Source organism: Vreelandella neptunia (assembly GCF_022489065.1).
Classification (GTDB): domain Bacteria; phylum Pseudomonadota; class Gammaproteobacteria; order Pseudomonadales; family Halomonadaceae; genus Vreelandella; species Vreelandella neptunia_A.
In genome coordinates this window covers 674,084-694,205 of the sequence record NZ_JAKVTW010000001.1, presented here as the reverse complement: position 1 = coordinate 694,205, position 20,122 = coordinate 674,084, and the positions used below count along the sequence as shown (strand labels likewise).

Here is a 20,122-nt window from a genome sequence, read left to right as displayed (position 1 = left end):
AATAGGTGTACGAGAAATGCCAATGAAACGCTTGGCAAGCACCCTGCTATGCTGCTCCGCTCCCTGGTTCAGCTGCTATGCTGATGACACTCCGCCGGTGATGGCGTATACCGCCCCCGACAGTGAACTCATGGAGCTTGAGAATGGCGTTATCTTAGAAGGTAGCGACCTCAGCAGTTTAGACACCTATACCAGTGGTTTTCGCTTAACGGCAGGCTTCAGCCCCTGGCGGCTCCCTCAGTTGGATATTGGCGCTGAGATCGCCTACCGGGAAAGTGAGGAAATCTCCACCTCTTCCAGTATCAACCCACTGATCATGGATACGCTAAGTTTAGGTGGTGCTATTGTTGCCGGAGTTCGCATGGGCGCGTTCAGTGTCTATGCGAAGTCCGGCATCACTGAGTGGCGGGGGGACAGCTACCAGGAAGGCGCCGATGAGAGCGGCACCGCGATACTCCAAGGCTTCGGGGCCACCGTAACGATCAACCGGCTTGTTAGCCGACTGGAGTATGAGCGCATCGACGCCCCCACGCTCAGCCACCTCAATATGTTAAGCGCTTCTCTACATCTGCCTTTTTAGTTTTCACCCACCCTTTTAACGTTATTGCGATCTTGTTCCGGCGGCGTCCAGATAGGTACATCCTGCTGTTGCGGTTCATGCCATTCCTGCTGCATTGCACTGTTCAGCGCTTCTTCGAGCTTCATAAATAGCTCACCGTAGCGAGGGCCAAAGGCACTGCCGCCCTCCATACCCTTCCAGGTGGCAAACAGCTCATCCTCATGGGCCTCTTCGTTTTGTACGAACGCCCAAGTCATCTGTTTGGCACGCATGGGGTGTACACCCATGGCAGTCAGCGCGTGTCCGCCTAATTCTAATGCTGAGTGATAGGTTTCACTGACGACATCATCCGCCCCTGCGTCCCGCAGTTGATAGCCGTGGCCGCGATCAAAGGCGCGGGCGAGTACCCAAACTTGAGGATAGTACTGCTTTACATGCTTAACCAGCTGCACCGCTCGGTCTCGGTCATCTAGCGCAATCACCAGTAAACGAGCACTCTCAATCCCTGCGGTTTCTAAAAGGTCCGAACGGCTGGCGTCGCCAAAGTAGCTTTTAATGTTTATTTTGCGCAGGATCTCGATCTGCTCAATCTCGTGATCCAAAGCGACAATGGGAATATTGTTGGCTCTCAGCAACCGGCAGATAATTTGCCCAAACCGCCCTACCCCTGCAACGATAACCGGTGCCTGCTCCTCAATCGTATCGGCCTCTCGGTCGTCATTTTTAGACGTTAGATATCGCGGCAGGACTAAGCGGTCGTAGGCAATAAACAGCAGTGGTGTTAAAAACATCGACAGCGCTACTACCAGCGAGAGAATCTGGGAAATATCGGTGGGGATCACGCTATTTTGAACGCTGTAAGTCAACAGCACAAAGCCAAACTCACCCGCTTGGGCAAGACTTAACGTGAACAGCCAGCCGTTACTGCCATGTACTCGAAACAGTAGCGCTAAACACAGCAGAATGGCGCCCTTTACGACGATAACGGCCATCCCTAGCGATAGCACTGTTTGCCACTCGGCTGTCAGTACCGAGAAGTTAATACCCGCGCCTACCGTAATAAAGAACAAACCCAGCAGCAGCCCTTTGAAAGGCTCAATATTGGCTTCCAGTTCGTGCTTAAATTCACTGTTGGCGAGCACGACCCCGGCTAGGAAAGCGCCCAGGGCGGGAGATAGATTGACCAAACTCATCAGCGCGGCAATACCAATCACCAGCATTAACGCCGTAGCGGTAAATACCTCGCGTAGGCCAGATCCAATTACATAACGAAACAACAAGGGCACTAAATAGTAGCCCCCGGCAATAACGCTTGCGATAGCGCCTACCACCACTAAGGCATGCGCCCAACCGGGCAGGTGGGCAACAAGGCTTAAGCTTGCATGACCATCATCACCGCCCGCGCCCATTAACTCGGGCAGCGCCAACAGCGGAATCAGCGCCAGCATGGGAATCACCGCGATATCTTGAAACAGCAGAACCGAGAAGGCGCTACGTCCACCTTCGGTTTTGGCGAGCCCCTTTTCATTCAGTGTTTGCAACACAATCGCCGTGGATGAGAGCGCAAAAATCAGCCCCACCGCCAGCGCGGTTTGCCAAACTAGCCCCAACCACCAGGCAATAGCAGTGCCTGCCGCTGCGGTTAGCACGACCTGAAGCCCACCCAGACCGATTAACCGCACACGCATCGCCCAAAGCCCCTTGGGATCAAGCTCCATACCCACCAAAAACAGCATCATTACCACGCCAAACTCGGCAAAGTGCTGAATGGTAGTGGTCTCTTGGCCCACCAGTCCAAACACGGGGCCGATGGCCACACCAGCGACCAGATAACCCAGCACCGAACCGAGACCAAAGCGCTTGGCGAGCGGCACCGCAATCACTGCGGCAAGAAGGTAGATAAACGCCTGAACAAAGTAGGCTGTCATTGTTTCATCCCTCGTAAGGGTAGAGAGTTAAGCCGAGTAAGCACGCCAGATTTATGACGACCGTCAGCCAATACACGACTTTAAAGGCAGTTTTCTGCGTTTTATGACGCAGGCGTTGTTGTGCAATCCAGGCACCTGGCCACCCACCCACCAATGAGAGAAGGTGTAACGATTTTTCGCTCACTCGTTGACGCTGTTTGATAGCCGCCTTTTTATCAATCGCATAAACAACATAAGCAATAACGCTGACCACAGCGTAATAAGCGGCTATTAGGATCAATATTGATGCACTCAAAAGAGGTGATAGTGGAAGTAGGTTTTAGGGTGTCACTGGTTAGGTCACTACTTATTTAGTTGCTACTTGCGCCGTGGTGAAGGCTTACCTCCGATGGGCTTACCTCGACCAACGCGACCCTTTCCAGCCGGTTTACCTCCGGCCTTGCCTAAGGTGCTGGGCTTGCCTTTCACTCCAGGTTTACCTTTAGCACCAGGTTTGCCCGGCGCACTGCCTTTTGGTCCGGTACTGACTTTTCCGCTGGCGGCTTTTTTACCTTTGGGAAGTGGTTTAGCCCCAGCGGATTTGGCGCCGCCAGCACTTGCACCCGCTTTTGCCGGTTTCTGGCGCCCTTTTGCCGCCGGTTTTCCCTTCCCAGCGCCTGAACCTGCGCTGTAGTTGGGTCTTTCAGGTTTCGGTTGTCGTTTCTTCTCTGGCGCCGCCTCTGAGCGTTCGGTCAGCTCAATAATGGTGTCGATCTCTTTAGGAGTGAGATCGCGCCAATCACCCAGGGCTAGCCCTTTAAGCGGTACATTCATAATGCGGGTGCGAATCAGCTGCGTGACCTCATAACCGAAGTATTCGCACATGCGACGAATCTGGCGGTTCAGCCCCTGCACTAAGGTGATGGTGAACACAAAGGTGGACTCTTTTTGCACCTTGCATCGCTTGGTCACCTTGCCAAGAATCGGCACGCCGCTCTGCATGCCGTCGATAAACTCATCGGTGATCGGCTTGTTCACCGTCACCTGATACTCTTTTTCGTGGTTGTTATTGGCGCGTAGAATTTTATTAACCAGATCGCCGTTGTTGGTTAAAAATATTAACCCTTGAGAGTCTTTGTCGAGCCGCCCAATGGGGAAAATACGCACTCCATGCTTCACAAACTCAACGATATTGTCTTTCTCGCTGGACTCGGTAGTACTCACAATCCCCACCGGCTTATTCAGCGCGATAAGCACTAAGTCTTCCTCTTCCTGAGGCTCGATCTCCTGACCGTTAACTTTAACCAAGTCTCCCGCTACCACCTGATCGCCAGTAGTGGCACGGCGGCCATTAATCCACACGTTGCCCTGCTCCACAAAGCGATCGGCTTCTCGGCGCGAGCACATGCCACTTTCACTAATGTATTTATTAATACGGGTAGATTTTCGTAACGACATAAAACGCCATGTGGCTAAAAGGAGTGAACAAAACGTTAAAAAGAGGAGCCGGGCTGCTTTAAAAACGCTAGCTCTTCGTCGGTAGAATTTCGTGCCAACACTGCATTGCGGTGCGGGTAACGCCCGAAGCGATCGATGATTGCCTTATGGCGCACTTCAAAAGCGTGGTTCTCCTCTAAACCCGGCTGGTCAAACAGCTGCATCGCCAGCTCATGAATGGCTGCGGATTCGCTGTGCATATAGGGCATATAGAGGAAAACGCGTTGTTGACTGCTCAGCTCAACGTCTGCACCGGCGGCTACTGCCTCCTGGGCGAGCGCCAGCGCTAGGGCATCCGTGGAGAAAGCGCGGGCATCATCACGGTAGATATTGCGCGAGAACTGATCCAGCACAATGATTTCAGCAAGCCGCCCCTGGGCCGTTTTCCGCCACGTATAACACTCGCACTGTGCCGCCTTGGCATGCAGTTCGCCAAACCGCGCTAAGATCGTACGATCCTTCTCAGGGTCTTTTTTAAACCATTGAGCAGGCGTCAACGCTTCAAACCAAAAGTCGATTACTGATTGAGCATCTGAGGACATCGACACCTCCTTCTTGGCATATTTAAAAACTAGCCGGTGTTGCCTAGCCAGTGTTACGCAGACCCGCGGCGATCCCCGCCATGGTCACCATCAATGCACGAGAAAGATCCGGGCTAATAGCACCATCGGCGTCGCGGTTACGCTGGAGCAACTCCGCCTGAAGCCCGTGCAATGGATCGATGTAGGGGTTGCGAACATCAATCGCTTGGCGAATCAGTGGCGTGTTCTCCAGCAGCTTCTCCTGCTGCAAGATATCCAGCACTGCATCTTCCAAACGCCCAAAGCGTTCACGCAATTTTTTCCCCAGTGCCTTAAGCGATGGCTCGTCGACTAAGCGGTGCTCATAATAAGCGGCAATCGCCACATCGGCCTTGGCTAGCAGCATCTCAAGCATGTCTAGATAGGTGCCGAAGAAGGGCCAATCATTGCGCATCTCCTGCAGCACTTCTCGCCCACCGGGTTGCTCTAAGCGCGTTGTGAAGGCTTCGCCGCTGCCCAGCCACGCGGGTAGCATTAAGCGAATCTGGGTCCAGGCAAATATCCAGGGAATAGCGCGCAGGGTTTCAACCCCACCATCCTGACGGCGCTTGGTGGGGCGTGAACCCAGCGGCAATCGCCCAAGTGCCCCTTCCGGTGTGACCGCCCGGAAGTAAGGGACAAAATCAGGGTCTTCTCGCACCACGCCAACGTAAGCGCCATGAGCCACTTTGGCGAGCTGATCCATCTCTTCACGCCAGTGCGGCTCTGGCGCCCGTGGCGGCAGCAGCGTGGCTTCCAACACCGCACAGGCATAAATTTCCATTGAGCGCAGCGCAATATCCGGCTGGCCAAACTTGAAGCGGATCATCTCCCCCTGCTCGGTCACCCGAAGGCTGCCGTTTACCGAACCGGGAGGCTGAGACAGAATCGCAGCGTGGGCCGGACCACCCCCACGGCCAACGGTGCCACCGCGGCCGTGGAACAGGGTCAAATCAACGCCGTGGCGGTTACACACATTCACTAACGACTCCTGGGCGCGGTACTGCGCCCAGGCGGCGGCCAACTGACCGGCATCCTTGGCTGAGTCGGAGTAACCGATCATGACTTCCTGGCGGTCATCAATCAGCGAACGGTAGCCCGGTATCGCCAGTAACTGGTCTACCACTGCGCCTGCGTGATCCAAATCGTTAAGGGTTTCAAACAGCGGCGCGATCGGTAGCGTGACTTGGCCACCCACCTCTTTCATCAGTAGTGCCACGGTGAGTACATCCGATGGCTGAGCAGCCATGGAAATAATATACGTCCCCAGCGCTTCAGAGTGCTCCTGGGCAATGACTTTGAAGGTATCCAGCACTTCACGTGACTCGGCGGAGCACTCCCAGCGGCGGGGAATCAGTGGGCGCCGCGAGGCTAACTCGGTGAGCAGAAATTCCTGCCGCTGCGCTTCGTTCCACTCGCGGTAGTGGCCAAGACCTAGTGTGCTGGTCAGCTCTTCTATGACCTGGGCATGGCGGCTGGCCTCTTGGCGCAGATCGAGCTTGGTTAGCGTGACGCCAAAGACGGCAACCCGGCGCAGGGTATCCAGCAGCGCGCCATTAGCGATCGTATCGAGCCCCACATCGCATAGAGAGCGGTAGCAAGCGAGCAGCGGTGAGTAGAGTTGATCACGGGTTTCGATAATCGGCCCGCCATCGTAGTTACGCCCTTCAAGCTCTGCTTTAGCCCAATCACGGGTCGACTCCATCCTCGACAGCAGACGTTTGAGCACTTCACGGTAGGGCTCTGTGACATCGCCCGCCTCGGCTTTGAGCGCACTATTGGCTTTCCACATGGAGAGCTCGGTTTTCAACTGCTCAAGGTCGCGCAGGTAGAGATCGGCGGCCATCCAACGGCCCAGCAGCAGCACTTCACGAGTAACTCGTGCGGTCACATTGGGATTGCCATCGCGATCACCGCCCATCCAGGAGGCGTAGCGTATTGGCGCCGCATCCAACGGCAGGCGCTCACCGGCGGTTTCCAGCAGCAGGTTATCCAAATCCCGGTGGAAATCCGGCACGGCCTGCCACAGCGAGTTTTCAATCACCGCAAAGCCCCACTTGGCTTCATCCACCGGTGTGGGCCGCTCGTGACGAATTTCGTCGGTATGCCACGCCTGGCTAATCAGCTCTTCCAGGCGCCCCTGGGCACGCGTACCGCGCTCAGGGTAATCGTCTGAGCTTTCAATGGCCGTTAGGCACTCATCAATGGCGTCATATTTTTGAATCAGCGTGCGCCGGATAACTTCGGTCGGATGCGCGGTAAGCACCAGCTCCACACGCATATTGGCAAGGGTTTCAACTAACTTGCGTGGCGAATTACCCGCCTGCTGTGCACGCTTAAGCAACTCACCAAGCACCGGCTGGGAGCCCGGTTTGTAATCTTCAACGCGGCGAAAACGTGCCCGGTAGTGCTGTTCAGCAATGTTGGCGAGGTTTAAAAACTGGTTGAATGCCCGCGTTACTGGCAGCAGGTCACGCTCAGGAAGTTGACGAAGGTATTCAATCAGTTCGCGCTGTTGCAGTGAATCGCCTTGGCGTCCGCGCTTGGCGTGAGCGCGAATGGTTTCAATTTTATCGACAAATGCTTGGCCCAAATCATCGGCAATGGTACGCCCCAGGCTATCGCCCAGAATACGCACGTTATCGCGCAGAGATTCGTGTAGGTCGTGACTCATTGGCATGGCCTCCTTGCAGGGGTCGCATAATTATCAGATCAGGAATGGGTAGATTGTTTTTCTTCTGCTTTGGCTGCCTGCCAGTGGGCTTCCATTTCGTCTAACGAGGCCTCCGCCAGCGGTCGCTGGGCAGCGTTAAGCTCGCCTTCGACGTAGCGAAAGCGGCGTTCAAATTTGGCATTAGTCCCCCGCAGGCACTGCTCTGGGTCAGCGTTCAATGTGCGGGCAAGATTGGTCACCGCAAATAGCAGGTCGCCTACTTCCTCTTGAGCATGCTGTTGATCACCGGCGGCGAGCGCCTCCTCGACCTCGGCCAACTCTTCGCGAATTTTCGCTATCACGCCCTTGGCGTCTGGCCAGTCAAAGCCTACCCGTGCTGCGCGTTTCGATAGTTTGGCAGCCCGGCTGAGCGCTGGCAGCGTGCGTGGTACATCGTCTAAAACCGACGGCGTAGCGACCGTTCGTTCGGCTCTCTCTTCCTCTTTTAGCGACTCCCAGCGACTATTCACCTGCTGGATTTGCAACTCTTCGGCACTCACTCCAGGCGGGCGGCGCGAGCTCAGGGTGCCAGCCGGGAACACGTGCGGATGACGACGCAGCATTTTTGCGGTCAGCGTATCGACAATATCGTCAAAATCGAAGCGCCGCTCTTCGGCACCAAACTGAGCGTAGTAGACAACCTGAAAGAGCAGATCACCCAGCTCACCAGGCAACTCGTCAAAGGCGCGACGCTCAATGGCATCGGCAACCTCGTAGGCCTCTTCCAGCGTATGGGGCACAATGCTGTCCCAGTCTTGCTGTAAGTCCCATGGGCAGCCCTGCTCGGCGTCACGCAGCACTTGCATCAGGGTCAGCAGATCGTCCATGCCATAGCGCATTATGCTCCTCTCTTACGAGCTTGTTGATCCGGATCGGCATTGCGCAGACGGCGCACTTCGGTGACATTGGGCAACTGCTGAATACGGGAAAATAGCCGCCCCAGAGATTCAAGGCCGTCGACCTCAAGCGTGATACGTAGGCGGGCGATGCCTTCATCGGTATCGGTTAATGTATTCACCGCGAGTACGTTGACTTTTTCATTACCGAGCAGCCCCGTGACATCGCGCAGCAGTCCTGAGCGATCCCAGGCTTGAATCTCGATGGTCACCGGATAGCGCGTCTGGGCGCGTTCGCCCCACTCTACCTCGATAATGCGCTGGGGTTCGTCCAGGCGCAGTTGCAAAATATTGGCGCAGTCTTGACGGTGTACGGTAACGCCACGCCCTTGGGTAATAAAGCCGATAATCGGTTCGCCGGGCACCGGACGGCAGCAGTTCGCCATGCTGGTTTTCAAGTTACCCACGCCAAGCACCGTGATATCGCTTTTCGTGGCTTTACTGGATTGGCGTTTAGGTTTGGCCAGCAGACGGTCTAACTGCTCCTGATCGTCGGTTTCACCAAACAGTTGCTGGGCCTGGTGCAACACCTGACCAATACGCAGGTCGCCTGCTCCAATGGCCGCGTACATATCGTCAGCGTTGAGGTAGTTAACTGCCTTCGCCAGCTTGGGCAGGTCGAGCCCTTCGACATCCAGGCGGCGCATCTCGCGGTCAAACAGCACCCGCCCCTCATCCAGGTTTTGATCCCGTGCCTGGTGCTTAAACCATGCCTGGATTTTGGCCCGCGCCCGGGAAGTGCGCACATAGCCTAAGCTGGGGTTTAACCAGTCGCGGCTTGGCCCGCCTTTGGTGGCGGTCAGAATCTCAATCTGCTGACCCGTTTTAAGCTTGTAAGTGAGCGGCACAATGCGCCCATTTATCTTGGCACCCCGGCAGCGGTGGCCAATTTCGGTATGCACCCGGTAGGCAAAATCGATAGGGGTGGCAATGCGTGGCAAATCGATAACATGACCATCGGGGGTAAACACATAGATACGGTCAGGCGCCACATCACTGGAGAGCCCTTCTCGCAGGTCCCCAAAACCGCCCACTTCATCCTGCCACTCCAATACCTGACGCAGCCAGGCGATTTTCTCTTCATAGCTACGGCTTTTGGCGTTGGTATCATGACCTTTGTAGCGCCAGTGAGCACAAACGCCCAGCTCTGCCTCATCGTGCATGGCAAAGGTGCGGATCTGGATTTCGAGCACCTTGTTTTCAGGCCCCATCACGGCGGTGTGCAGTGACTGATAGCCATTCTTTTTGGGGTTGGCGATGTAGTCATCGAACTCATTCGGCACGTGGTGCCAACGAGAGTGAATAATCCCCAGCACGGTGTAGCAGTCGGCGACTTCGGGCACTAGGATACGTACTGCGCGAACATCATGAACTTGCGAAAAATCGATCCGCTTACGCTTCATTTTGCGCCAGATCGAGTAGATATGCTTGGCCCGACCATCCACGTCGTAGCGATGGATATGCTGGGCTTCCATCAAGCCCTTGATGGTTTCCACCACATCATGAATATAGCGGTCGCGGTCAAGACGCTTCTCCGCCAACAGCTTGGCAATCGCCTTGTACTCATCTTCATGCAAGTAACGAAACGATAGGTCTTCCAGTTCCCACTTAAGCTGTCCAATACCCAGGCGGTGTGCCAGCGGCGCGTAAATATCGGCAACTTCTCTGGCAACCTGTAAACTTTTTTCCCGGGGAGCGTCTTTTACCTGGCGTAGTGCGCAGGTGCGTTCGGCAATCTTTATTAGCGCCACGCGCACATCGCCCACCATATTCACCAGCATCTTACGCAGGTTTTCCTGCTGGTTGTGCTGGCCCATGCCATGGTCAGGTGCCAAGGGGTAGCTGATCGCAGCCATTTGCAGCACGCCGTCGATAAGACTCGTCACTTCTTCGCCAAAGCGTTTTGTCACGGACTCAAGGCTCAGCAACCCTTCACGTACCGCGCGGTAAAGCACGGCGGCCTCAAGCGTCGCTTGGTCTAGCTTTAACTCCCCCAGAATATCCGCCATTTCCAGACCCATGCGGAAGCTAGAGCCCGGCGATAGCCATACGCGGTGGGTGCGCGGGGCTTCAAGCTCTAACTTCTCAGCGAGCTCACAAGCGTCGACTAAACGCTCTGGATCACGTAGACGCACATCCTCTTGCAGGCGCGTTAACCATTGCTGTATGTCCACCTGCCCGCTAGCGTTTAGCGGCTGGTTTTCACGCACTTTCACCATGACAATCAATCATCCTTTCTGGGAGACGGTCTCCACACGGCCGTCACCGTGGTTTGAAGCGATGGGCCAGAGCTTAAAGCCCGGCAGTTAACCTACATCGGCTTCAAACAGCATCAGCGTTTCCATATGCGCAGTGTGAAGGAACATATCCGCCACTGCTACTTGCGTAATTCGGTAACCCGCATGCACAAGATGTGCCGCATCTCGGGCAAGCGTTGCGGGGTCACAAGAAATATAGACCACCTTTGGCACCGGGCGTCGCGCCAACGACTGACAAATCACTTCACCGCCAGTGCGTGGCGGGTCGAGAACCAGCGCATCACTATCGCGATGAGCAATTAACAATTCATTAACACTGGCTACGTCGCTTAAATCGGCCTGCTGGCCGCTTACCATCAGCTGATTGCGCTGCGCATTAATGGCAATCCGCGCCACCATGGCTGGGTTCCCTTCCACCGCATGCACCTCAGCACCCGCTGCCGCCATAGGCAGGCTGAAGTTACCGATACCGGCAAATAGGTCGAGCATTTTTTGCCCGGTTTTCGGGGTCAACCACTGCATGACCTGCCCCACCATTTGCTGATTTACCTGACCGTTAACCTGTAAAAAATCGCCTGGGGCAAAACTTAAACTCAGTGGAGGTTGGCCTTCAAGCGTCAGCGACTCTTCCAACGCCGGGGGTGCGCCATGCCAGTGCAGCACGGGGGTTTCACGCCCCAACCAAGTGCCTAGCGCCACCTGCTGGTGCTGGGCGAAGGCCTGCCAGCGCTCGGCATCCTGAAGGTGCTCTTTGAGTTGGCGCACCAGCACTACCTGGGTCGTCGCGGTTGCTAGTAATTCAATGTGACCGACAAGGCGCGGCGCCTCTAAGCGTTTAAGTAATTCACGCAGCGGGGTTAGCAACTGCTGCAGGGAATCCACCAGCACCGGGCAGCGCTCGATATCCACCAAGCGGTGGCTATGAGCGGCGCGGAAGCCAAGGCGGATATTACCCTGGCTATCCACCTTGACGCCCAGCCGTGCTCGGCGGCGATAGCCTTGATCGTCACCCTGGATCGAGCCGATCTCGCCTAGCGTGATGCCCTGGCGTGAAAACAGATCGCGCACCACTTCTCTTTTATGAGCACGCTGGGCATCGACATTTAAATGCTGCAGACCACACCCGCCACAGTGGCCAAAATGCGGGCAAGGTGGCGTCACGCGTTGATCTGATGTGGTGAGTAGTGACTTGATATGCGCTTCATCAAAACGTTTGCGCGTTAGATGAACGGCCACTTCGACCTGCTCGCCGGGCAATGCCTGATCAACAAAAACCGTTTTACCGTTGGCCGAGTGCGCAACGCCACGGCCATCGTGCGCTAAGCGCTCAATCACCAAGGGCGAGGCATCATCCGTGGCCGTAGGCCGCGTTTTGCCACCGGGCGTGCCTGCTAAGCCGGAATGACCTGACGCGGGCCTGGGTGGCCGCTTTTTTCCCAACATGGCCATGATTATACTCCTGGGGCGAATAGGCCAGTGGAGAGATAGCGGTCACCACGGTCACAGACGATAAACACAATGACCGCATTTTCCGTTTGCTCGGCAATACGCAGCGCACCCGCTAAACTTCCCCCGGATGAGACCCCGGCTAAAATGCCCTCTTCACGAGCTAGACGACGCATGTGCTCTTCGGCCTCTTGTTGGCCGATATCCAGAGTGACATCCACCCGGGGTGCTTCAAAAATGGCGGGTAAGTACTCTTTTGGCCAGCGTCGTATTCCGGGAATACTGGCACCATCGGCAGGCTGCAGACCAACAATCTGAATCGCTTGGTTTTGCTCTTTGAGATAACGCGACACGCCCATGATGGTGCCGGTAGTTCCCATGGAACTGACGAAGTGAGTCACCTCACCGCCGGTTTGTTGCCACACTTCAGGCCCGGTGGTGCGGTAGTGCGCTAAGGGGTTGTCCGGGTTGGCGAACTGGTTGAGCGGCTTGCCTTCGCCTCTAGCAATCATGCCATCGGCAATATCGCGCGCCTCTTCCATGCCCCCGGCTTTGCTCGCAGAAATTAATTTAGCTCCATAGGCGGCCATCGCCTGTTTCCGCTCTTCAGAAGCGTTCTCAGGCATTACCAGCACCATCTGGTAGCCTTTAATCGCCGCCGCCATAGCGAGCGCAATCCCGGTATTGCCTGAAGTTGCCTCAATCAGCGTATCGCCGGGGGTAATATCACCCCGCGCTTCTGCTTCACTGAGCATCGAAAGGGCGGGACGATCTTTGACCGATCCAGCGGGATTATTACCTTCAAGTTTAGCCAACAGGGTATTGTTACGCCCTGCGCTAATGCGCTTCAGGCGCACCAGGGGCGTGTTGCCAACCACGTCTTCTAACGTGGGATAGCCCTTAAGACTGTCTTTTAGACTGCCCTTGAGATCGTTCATGAATATTCCTTATCGTAACCGTTATGCTGCATTATATCGGTGCTGCCTTAGGCTGGACAGGCAACCTCATTGAATCTGCGAGCTTCTTTTCATGTCTTTGAATACCCGTCTTCTGTTTGCCTTACTCGGTTTCCCGCTTTTGGTGTACGCCTTGATGTCCGTATTGCTGGTGATACAGAGCGATACGAAAGCTCGTGCCGTACAGCAAGAGCGCCTGGAAAGCGCAGGCGAGCTGCTCGCCCCAAGCTTTGCTGACGCCATCACAGAGGGTGATGCCCAACGCCTGGAGATTTTGGCGCGCCAACTCCTCAGTATGCGTGGCCTACGTACGGTTGCATTATTTAATCCGCAGGGCGAACGCCTTCTTTTGCTGGGCAAATCCGCTCCCACCACTCTAGACGCCCCTGCTGCTAGCCAGTTGATTATGGAAGAAGAGGCGTGGCGACTGCGCTTACCGCTGGGTGTTACTCAATTAAACACCAGCCCAGTCAGGGCAGGCGATGGCAGCGCTGGTTGGCTAGACATTGAGATGGGCACCCGAACGCTCACCCTGGAGCGCTATAAACTCATCGCCAGTCTTAGCTTAGGCGGCATGTTGCTAGGCCTGCTGATGTTTTTAGTGGCTTTCGCTATTAGCCGCTATGCCACTCGCCCTATTGAGGAAGCTAACCAAGCTCTTTATCGCTTATCTCGTGGCGACTATAGGTTACGCCTGGTACCTACGAATGCCTCAGAACTTCATCACTTAACGAGCCATATTAATGCGCTAGCGGAGCACTTTCAGCAGGCCCAGCGAGATATGCAAACGCAAATTGAGCAGGCCACTAGCGAGCTGCAAGAGTCAATGGAAACCATTGAGGAGCAGAATATCAAGCTTGATTTAGCTCATCGCAGCGCGCTACGGGCAAACGCGGTGAAGTCAGAGTTCTTGGCCAACATGAGCCATGAGATTCGCACGCCGCTCAACGGTATTATCGGTTTTTGTCGGCTCCTCGGACGCTCATCACTGGATACGCGCCAGCAGGAGTGGTTGCAGCATGTGCATCGCGCTTGCGACAACCTCCTCATGCTGGTTAACGATGTACTCGACTTTTCTAAACTTGAGGCAAATCGCCTGACGCTTGAAGAGGCGGATATTGACATCGTCTCCCTGGTTGATGAAGTGGTAGGCCTCCACGCGCCCGAGGCCCAGCGCAAGCAATTGCACCTAGTGGCGATGGTGTACGACGATGTACCCACACCGCTGTGTGGTGACCCGTTACGCATCCATCAGGTGTTAAATAATTTGATTGGTAATGCGCTCAAATTCACTCATGAGGGTGAAGTAATTGTGCGTGTTATGCTGGATAACCAGGAAGGCCAGCATGTGGTACTGAATCTTAGCGTCAGCGATACAGGTATTGGGCTCAGTGACGCCCATCAAGAGGCGCTGTTTAGCGCCTTTTCTCAAGCCGAACCCAGCCATTCTCGTCAATTTGGGGGTAGCGGCCTTGGCCTTACTATCTGCCGGCAGTTGATAGAACGGATGGGCGGAGAAATCGAGGTCGAAAGCGAGCTGGGCAAAGGGACGACGTTCTCTTTCACCCTTCCCATGCTTGCCAACCGTGCCATCGAACGGCCGACGGAAATTAGCTTAGCCAACCCCACTATTCGCTTATATGAAACCCATGCCCCCACCCGACATGTGCTAGAGCACTTACTACAGCGCTGGGAGGCGCAACCGATTGCGTTCGATGACGCGGAATCGGCACAGCTGCTCATATTAGGGTTGGAGCACAGCGATTATACACCCGAACGCCACCGCCACTGGCAGCGGGTGATTGATGAAATGCCCTACCCGGTATTGATTTTAGCCAATGGTAACAGCTTTGATTTACCACCCCTGCGGTTAACGCAGGGCGGCGAAACGCTTTATAAGCCCTTCTCTCGGGCTCAATTGGTAGCAACACTTAAGCAATTATTGTTGCCTGCTTTTTTACCGCACAAAACGTCGGGATCTTTAGTGGCCCTGCCCAATCCATCGCAACCACTCAAACTACTGATTGTCGATGACAATGCGCCAAACCGTGAACTGCTTAAAAATATGCTTGAAGACCCATCCCTGCATATCACGGCGCTTGAAAGCGGCCACCAAGCGCTAGAGTTTGCGCGAACCAGTAATGTTGACATGGTATTGATGGATATTCGTATGCCTGGAATGGATGGCGTGCAAACCACCCAGGCACTGCGTCGGCTCAGCGGCACCTGGGCTCGCTGTCCGATCATTGCTGTCACTGCCCATGTGCTTAGCAGTGAACGCCAAAAGTGGCTGTCAGAAGGCCTTGATGACGTACTGATAAAACCCATTGATGAGGTAAAGCTGCATCAACTGCTTCATCGTTTTTTAGGGGTAACCCATCGGCTCGCCGACAGCGGTTCAACACAACCATCACACAATAGGAGTCAGCCCGTCACTGAGGCATTCAGCCCCGCGGCCCCTGCCACGCTGCCGGTGATTGATCTTGAGATAGGCGCACGCCTTGCGGGGGGGAAAGAGTACCTGGCGCGCGAGCAGCTAAAACGCCTCATCGACAGTCTAGATGAGAGCGAACAGCACATGCGCGCCGCGTTCGCGCAACAAAACTTACAAACCCTGCTCGATTGGGTGCATGGATTAAATGGCGCCAGCCGTTACTGCGGTGCGCCCGAGTTAGCGCTACTGGTAGAGACACTTGAGACTCGACTACGCACCAGCGGCCTAGACCATGTAGAGGGACTACTGGAAGACCTGTACCAGGCAATGGCAAGATTAAGAGCGCACCGCTCGCTACTACAAAGGCCTTGATCCAGCACCCAGTACCCACTATCAAGTAACCGTTAGCTCAACGCCTAACGACCATGCAAAAGGCTTTGCAAGAGGCGGTGATGGGCCATTAGCGCTCCAACACAACAAACGCAACGGCGTACTCGGCCTCATCGCTCAAGGTAACATGACTGGCCGTGACACCTGCTGCCTGAAGCAGCCGTGCGGCTTCACCATCAAGCAGAAAATACGGCTTGCCCAACGCATCATTTAGCACCTGAATATTGCCCCACTGCATGCCTTGACGAAGGCCTAGCCCCAACGCTTTAACGAAAGCCTCCTTGGCAGCAAAGCGCTTGGCTAGAAATGCCACGGGCTGCGACTTCTGCAGCCAAAGCGCATGTTCTCGGGGGCCTAAAATACGTTGGGCAAAGCGCGGGCCGTGCCGTTGCACGGCCCGTGTAAAGCGCTCAACACGGGCAATATCCGAACCAATTCCCACAATCATCGCCAGCGACCCCTGATTAGTGCCCGCAGCAACCATCATGCACATGATCATCAGAGTGCTCATGGTCGTGGGCATCGAGAGCCGCCATTAGCCCCGCCTCTTGGCCAGCAATAATCAGGCGTTTCATCTCCTGCACGGCCTCTTTCAGGCCGACAAACAGCGCACGAGCAATAATCGCATGGCCAATATTGAGTTCATTAACGCCCGGCAGTGCCGCAATTGCCTCCACGTTGTGGTAGTGCAGGCCGTGGCCTGCATTGACCACTAACCCCAGCGAAATAGCGTGGGTAGCAGCGGTGGTTAAGCGTTGATACTCCGCATTCGCCGCATCGCTGCCGGGACGAGCTTCAGCGTAAGCGCCCGTGTGCAGTTCGATGGTAGGAGCCCCGGCGCGCTGGGCAGCATCGATCTGCTCAACCTCCGGATCGATAAACAGGGATACATCGCAACCCGCTGCACTCAAGCGCTGGCAGGCGCTGGCAATAGCGTCAAAGCCGCCGACAACATCGAGACCACCTTCGGTGGTCAGCTCTTCACGCTTTTCGGGTACTAAGCATACGTGTGCTGGCAGCACTTCTTCGGCCAGCGCCAGCATCTCTTCGGTGACGGCCATTTCCAGGTTCATGCGCGTATTGAGCACTTCCGCCAGAATGCGTACATCCCGGGGCTGGATATGGCGCCGGTCTTCACGCAAATGCACGGTAATGCCATCGGCACCCGCCTCTTCGGCCACTAACGCGGCTTGAACGGGGTCAGGGTAGCGTGTACCTCGGGCTTGGCGAAGTGTCGCAATGTGATCAATATTGACGCCTAACAGAATCCGAGGGGGGTGCATGATGCCTCCAAGGCAGCAATGAAATAAGAGTTTGTGAACAGGATATTAAAACAATCAGGGGCGGTGTCGACGCCGGGCTAAATCGAGCATCAGCTCTCGCGAACGTAACACGGTGGAGCCAAGATGAGGGGCTAGCGCCGCTCGCATCACTGCCTTCAGTGCATTGGCAAGCCCTTCGTGCTGCCAATCCCCCTGCTCGATATAGCGCAACGTGCGACCATCCAAACCGCGATCTGCAGGCACAAAAGAGCGCGACGCGGCATCAAAGCGGTAGCGAAGCTGAGGATCTAAAACGCTACCGTCGGGTGTTGTAAACTGTGGCGTTGCTTCAAGCGCTTCCAATAACGCCCACTCATAGCGGCGCAGCGCCAATGCTCGTTCCGCGGGCGCTGGGAGTGCTTCGAGTAGCGCGGTATAAAACGCGAAAACGTCAGGGGCTGGTAGCTCTAACGGCAGTAGTCGGGTGGCGATCTCATTGGCGTAGAGCCCACAAAGCAAGCCTTCACCTGCTAAGAGTGCCGTCTGCCCGCGGGATTCCATCAGCGTAAGCCGCTTCAAATCTCGGCTGCCTTGCCAGCTCACAAATAGCGGCGTAAAGGGCTGCAAACGCTGTCGCGATTTTGAGCCAGGCCGCTGTCCTCCATGGGCAACCGCACGCACCCTACCGTAATCAAGCGTTAATAGGTCTACCAGCGCACTGGTTTCACGATAAGGCCGGCGATGAAGTAAAAAAGCCGGCTCAGGCGCCATCGCTACACTCAATCGAGGTCGTAACCCAGGCTTTTCAAGGCGCGCTCGTCATCCGACCAACCACGCTTCACTTTCACCCATAAGTTGAGCATCACTTTCGTGCCCAGCGCGCGCTCCATATCGAGACGCGCCTCTCGCCCAATGCTCTTGAGTCGGTCACCGTTTTCGCCAATCAAAATAACTTTTTGGCCCTGGCGCTCAACAAGAATAAGCGCGCTGATATGCGTCACACGTTCAGTCTCGCGGAACTCTTCAATTTCAACGGTCATCTGGTAAGGCAGCTCATCGCCCAACTGGCGCATGACTTTTTCACGCACCAGCTCGGCCGCCATAAACCGCAGACTTTTATCGGTAATCTGATCTTCAGGGAAGAAGTGAACGCTTTCAGGAAGGTGTTTGGCCACCTCCTCTTCCAAAGTGTCTACCTGGGTACCGTGCTTCGCTGAAATCGGCACGATGGCGGCGAAGTCACGGCGAGCGCCGACATCCGCTAGCCAAGGCAGCAAATCGCCCTTTTCGCCTAACCGATCGACTTTATTGACCGCCAAAATTATCGGCGCCTTAACGTGTTCAAGGCGCTTCAACACCGCCTGATCCTCTTCTGTCCAACGGGTGCGGTCAATAATAAAGACCACACAATCCACGTCGCGCAGCGCCTGGGTAGCGGCTTGGTTCATAAAGCGGTTAATCGCTTTATTACGATCTTTGGACATGATGTGCATGCCTGGGGTATCGACATAGATAAACTGCGTTTCATCGACGGTTTTAATCCCCATCACCTGATGGCGTGTGGTTTGCGGCCGCCGCGAGGTAATGGATATTTTCTGCCCCAGAATACGGTTCATGAGGGTTGATTTACCCACGTTGGGTCGGCCAACGATGGCAACGAATCCGCAGGTTTGGCTCATGATTTGTCTCCAGGGCTTTTTTCGAGGTACGACAGCGCTTCTTCTGCCGCTTGCTGTTCAGCGTGACGGCGGCTAGGGCCTTTACCAGTGGTATGCTCAGCCAACAGGTCAATGTAGCACTCCACGGTAAAGGTCTGGGCATGTGCCTCACCCTTTACGCAGACAACTTCATACCGCGGCAATGCCGCTTGGCGCGACTGCAAAAACTCCTGCAGCCGGGTTTTGGGATCTTTTTGGGTATCTTGCAGTGAGATATTACCCAATCTTTCTGCGTACCAATCCAACACACGGTCGCGCACTACATCCATCCCGGCGTCCAGATAGATACCACCAATAATGGCTTCTACCGCATCCGCCAGTATTGATTCACGACGATGACCACCGCTTTTCATCTCGCCAGAACCAAGCCGCAGGCATTCGCCAAACTCCATTTCCCGGGCAAGCTCAGCTAGCGTTTGGCCCTTCACCAATCTCGCACGAAGGCGCGAAAGCTGTCCTTCACGGGCCTGGGGGAAGCGCTGAAACAGCGCTTCGGCGATCACGAAATTGACAATGGAGTCGCCCAGAAATTCCAGGCGCTCATTGTTACGACCACCGAAGCTGCGATGGGTCAAGGCCAATTCCAATAGCGTATCGTCGCCAAAGGTATGGCCGATTCGTCGGCAAAAAGCGTTCAAGGAATTACTCACAGCTCTCCTACGTCATTGACGTTAACTAAAGTGACATAACTGACTAACCACAACCTAAGCAGATACTTCATTCAATGCGCCGAACGCTGGTAAAACTGGGCAGCCCGCCATCCCAGTGCATCCACACTGCAAACGCACGACCCACGATATTCTCTTCCGGCACAAAGCCCCAATAGCGGCTGTCATTAGAGTGGTCACGGTTATCACCCATCATGAAATAGTGCCCTTCAGGCACTTCCACTTCCCGCATTTGCGGGCCAGGGTCACGCGGGTTGTTATAGACAAAGTGTTCAGCATCGCCAAGGCGTTCTGCTAATAATAGCTGCTCGGGGGAGCCTTCGGGGCCCTCTTCAATCAACTGTTTCGCCACCGGCTCACCATTGACATACAGCTGTTTGCCTTCATAGCGAATACGATCCCCTGGCATACCGACTACCCGCTTGATGAAATTCACTGAAGGCTCATCCGGGAAACGAAACACCATCACATCGCCACGTTCTGGGTCATCGACTTCGATAAAGCGGGTATTCACCACCGGCAGGCGCAGGCCATAGGCAAACTTGTTGACCAGAATAAAGTCGCCCACTTCAAGCGTCGGCCGCATTGAACCCGAAGGAATCTGAAAGGGCTCAATGATGAAGCTACGTACTATCAGCACCACTAATAGCACTGGAAAGAACGAGCGTGCGTAATCAACGGGCCAAGGTTCTTTGAGCAACTTTTCGCTGGTAGCTGGGTCAAGCCCCTCTTGGGTATTGGCCTCTGCTGCAGCAAATCGCTGGCGGCGTTTTGGCTTAAGTAGCAGCACATCCAATAGATAAATAACGCACGAAAGCGCGACGGCAAGTACCAGCAGTAATGAAAAATCCATGGGTG

The 20,122-nt window shown here is 55.2% G+C and carries 17 protein-coding genes; 2 read left to right on the top strand and 15 right to left on the bottom strand.

Annotated elements, in window-relative coordinates:
- Nucleotides 1-16 precede the first annotated feature (16 nt).
- Nucleotides 17-580: a hypothetical protein gene (locus MLE19_RS03135; RefSeq protein ID WP_425356789.1), complete on the top strand. Its 564-nt coding sequence runs from the start codon at nt 17-19 to the stop codon at nt 578-580.
- On the opposite strand, the gene MLE19_RS03130 is transcribed toward MLE19_RS03135, so the two are convergent.
- The 9 genes from MLE19_RS03130 to cysM all read right to left on the bottom strand — a co-directional run bounded on the left by MLE19_RS03130 (nt 577) and on the right by cysM (nt 12,774).
- A complete protein-coding gene (locus MLE19_RS03130) occupies nt 577-2,487 on the bottom strand; it encodes a monovalent cation:proton antiporter-2 (CPA2) family protein (RefSeq protein ID WP_240716600.1) in 1,911 nt (636 codons plus the stop codon). The genes MLE19_RS03135 and MLE19_RS03130 overlap by 4 nt on opposite strands.
- Before the next feature lie 4 nt (nt 2,488-2,491).
- Nucleotides 2,492-2,740 carry a DUF1294 domain-containing protein gene (locus MLE19_RS03125; protein ID WP_240716823.1) on the bottom strand — a complete coding sequence of 83 codons (249 nt, stop codon included), beginning with the start codon at nt 2,738-2,740 and terminating at the stop codon, nt 2,492-2,494.
- A 104-nt stretch (nt 2,741-2,844) separates the two neighbouring features.
- Nucleotides 2,845-3,924 carry a 23S rRNA pseudouridine(2604) synthase RluF gene (gene rluF, locus MLE19_RS03120; RefSeq protein WP_240716599.1) on the bottom strand — a complete coding sequence of 360 codons (1,080 nt, stop codon included), beginning with the start codon at nt 3,922-3,924 and terminating at the stop codon, nt 2,845-2,847.
- A 35-nt stretch (nt 3,925-3,959) separates the two neighbouring features.
- Nucleotides 3,960-4,505 carry a DUF924 family protein gene (locus tag MLE19_RS03115; protein ID WP_240716598.1) on the bottom strand — a complete coding sequence of 182 codons (546 nt, stop codon included), beginning with the start codon at nt 4,503-4,505 and terminating at the stop codon, nt 3,960-3,962.
- Nucleotides 4,506-4,548: 43 nt separating this feature from the next.
- Nucleotides 4,549-7,197 carry a phosphoenolpyruvate carboxylase gene (gene ppc, locus MLE19_RS03110; RefSeq protein ID WP_240716597.1) on the bottom strand — a complete coding sequence of 883 codons (2,649 nt, stop codon included), beginning with the start codon at nt 7,195-7,197 and terminating at the stop codon, nt 4,549-4,551.
- A 38-nt stretch (nt 7,198-7,235) separates the two neighbouring features.
- Entirely contained in the window at nt 7,236-8,075 is an 840-nt protein-coding gene (gene mazG, locus MLE19_RS03105; protein ID WP_240716596.1) for a nucleoside triphosphate pyrophosphohydrolase, read from the bottom strand.
- Nucleotides 8,075-10,351, bottom strand: coding sequence for a GTP diphosphokinase (relA, locus tag MLE19_RS03100; RefSeq protein WP_240716595.1), 2,277 nt, complete (start codon nt 10,349-10,351; stop codon nt 8,075-8,077). Before relA ends, mazG begins: the two co-directional genes overlap by 1 nt.
- An 87-nt stretch (nt 10,352-10,438) precedes the next feature.
- Nucleotides 10,439-11,839, bottom strand: a complete 1,401-nt coding sequence (locus MLE19_RS03095) for a TRAM domain-containing protein (RefSeq protein WP_240716594.1) — start codon at nt 11,837-11,839, stop codon at nt 10,439-10,441.
- A gap of 2 nt (nt 11,840-11,841) precedes the next feature.
- Complete coding sequence (gene cysM, locus MLE19_RS03090; protein ID WP_240716593.1) at nt 11,842-12,774, bottom strand: cysteine synthase CysM; 933 nt, start codon at nt 12,772-12,774, stop codon at nt 11,842-11,844.
- Nucleotides 12,775-12,865: 91 nt separating this feature from the next.
- On the opposite strand from cysM, the gene MLE19_RS03085 reads away from it, so the two are divergent.
- Entirely contained in the window at nt 12,866-15,598 is a 2,733-nt protein-coding gene (locus tag MLE19_RS03085; RefSeq protein WP_240716592.1) for an ATP-binding protein, read from the top strand.
- Nucleotides 15,599-15,686: 88 nt separating this feature from the next.
- Here MLE19_RS03085 and acpS read toward each other — a convergent pair whose 3' ends face one another.
- The 6 genes from acpS to lepB form a co-directional block, all read right to left on the bottom strand.
- Nucleotides 15,687-16,064, bottom strand: coding sequence for a holo-ACP synthase (acpS, locus tag MLE19_RS03080; RefSeq protein WP_240716822.1), 378 nt, complete (start codon nt 16,062-16,064; stop codon nt 15,687-15,689).
- Between the two features lie 16 nt (nt 16,065-16,080).
- Nucleotides 16,081-16,899 carry a pyridoxine 5'-phosphate synthase gene (gene pdxJ / locus MLE19_RS03075; protein ID WP_240716591.1) on the bottom strand — a complete coding sequence of 273 codons (819 nt, stop codon included), beginning with the start codon at nt 16,897-16,899 and terminating at the stop codon, nt 16,081-16,083.
- Nucleotides 16,900-16,953: 54 nt separating this feature from the next.
- Nucleotides 16,954-17,649, bottom strand: a complete 696-nt coding sequence (gene recO / locus MLE19_RS03070) for a DNA repair protein RecO (RefSeq protein WP_240716590.1) — start codon at nt 17,647-17,649, stop codon at nt 16,954-16,956.
- Nucleotides 17,650-17,657: 8 nt separating this feature from the next.
- Complete coding sequence (era, locus tag MLE19_RS03065; RefSeq protein ID WP_240716589.1) at nt 17,658-18,557, bottom strand: GTPase Era; 900 nt, start codon at nt 18,555-18,557, stop codon at nt 17,658-17,660.
- The gene (gene rnc, locus MLE19_RS03060) at nt 18,554-19,246 is read right to left on the bottom strand and encodes a ribonuclease III (protein WP_240716588.1); all 693 of its coding nucleotides are present in this window, start codon (nt 19,244-19,246) and stop codon (nt 18,554-18,556) included. The genes era and rnc overlap by 4 nt, the downstream gene beginning before the upstream one ends.
- A 67-nt stretch (nt 19,247-19,313) precedes the next feature.
- Complete coding sequence (lepB, locus tag MLE19_RS03055) at nt 19,314-20,117, bottom strand: signal peptidase I (RefSeq protein WP_240716587.1); 804 nt, start codon at nt 20,115-20,117, stop codon at nt 19,314-19,316.
- Nucleotides 20,118-20,122 lie beyond the last annotated feature (5 nt).

What these genes read in the sequence shown, in the direction of transcription:
- ppc (WP_240716597.1), bottom strand. Translation starts at nt 7,197, where the DNA reads ATGAGTCACGACCTACACGAATCTCTGCGCGATAACGTGCGTATTCTG.
- cysM (WP_240716593.1), bottom strand. Translation starts at nt 12,774, where the DNA reads ATGAACGATCTCAAGGGCAGTCTAAAAGACAGTCTTAAGGGCTATCCC.
- MLE19_RS03130 (WP_240716600.1), bottom strand. Translation starts at nt 2,487, where the DNA reads ATGACAGCCTACTTTGTTCAGGCGTTTATCTACCTTCTTGCCGCAGTG.
- pdxJ (WP_240716591.1), bottom strand. Translation starts at nt 16,899, where the DNA reads ATGCACCCCCCTCGGATTCTGTTAGGCGTCAATATTGATCACATTGCG.
- MLE19_RS03095 (WP_240716594.1), bottom strand. Translation starts at nt 11,839, where the DNA reads ATGGCCATGTTGGGAAAAAAGCGGCCACCCAGGCCCGCGTCAGGTCAT.
- era (WP_240716589.1), bottom strand. Translation starts at nt 18,557, where the DNA reads ATGAGCCAAACCTGCGGATTCGTTGCCATCGTTGGCCGACCCAACGTG.
- recO (WP_240716590.1), bottom strand. Translation starts at nt 17,649, where the DNA reads ATGGCGCCTGAGCCGGCTTTTTTACTTCATCGCCGGCCTTATCGTGAA.
- lepB (WP_240716587.1), bottom strand. Translation starts at nt 20,117, where the DNA reads ATGGATTTTTCATTACTGCTGGTACTTGCCGTCGCGCTTTCGTGCGTT.
- relA (WP_240716595.1), bottom strand. Translation starts at nt 10,351, where the DNA reads ATGGTGAAAGTGCGTGAAAACCAGCCGCTAAACGCTAGCGGGCAGGTG.
- MLE19_RS03085 (WP_240716592.1), top strand. Translation starts at nt 12,866, where the DNA reads ATGTCTTTGAATACCCGTCTTCTGTTTGCCTTACTCGGTTTCCCGCTT.
- acpS (WP_240716822.1), bottom strand. Translation starts at nt 16,064, where the DNA reads ATGATTGTGGGAATTGGTTCGGATATTGCCCGTGTTGAGCGCTTTACA.
- MLE19_RS03115 (WP_240716598.1), bottom strand. Translation starts at nt 4,505, where the DNA reads ATGTCCTCAGATGCTCAATCAGTAATCGACTTTTGGTTTGAAGCGTTG.
- MLE19_RS03135 (WP_425356789.1), top strand. Translation starts at nt 17, where the DNA reads ATGCCAATGAAACGCTTGGCAAGCACCCTGCTATGCTGCTCCGCTCCC.
- mazG (WP_240716596.1), bottom strand. Translation starts at nt 8,075, where the DNA reads ATGCGCTATGGCATGGACGATCTGCTGACCCTGATGCAAGTGCTGCGT.
- rluF (WP_240716599.1), bottom strand. Translation starts at nt 3,924, where the DNA reads ATGTCGTTACGAAAATCTACCCGTATTAATAAATACATTAGTGAAAGT.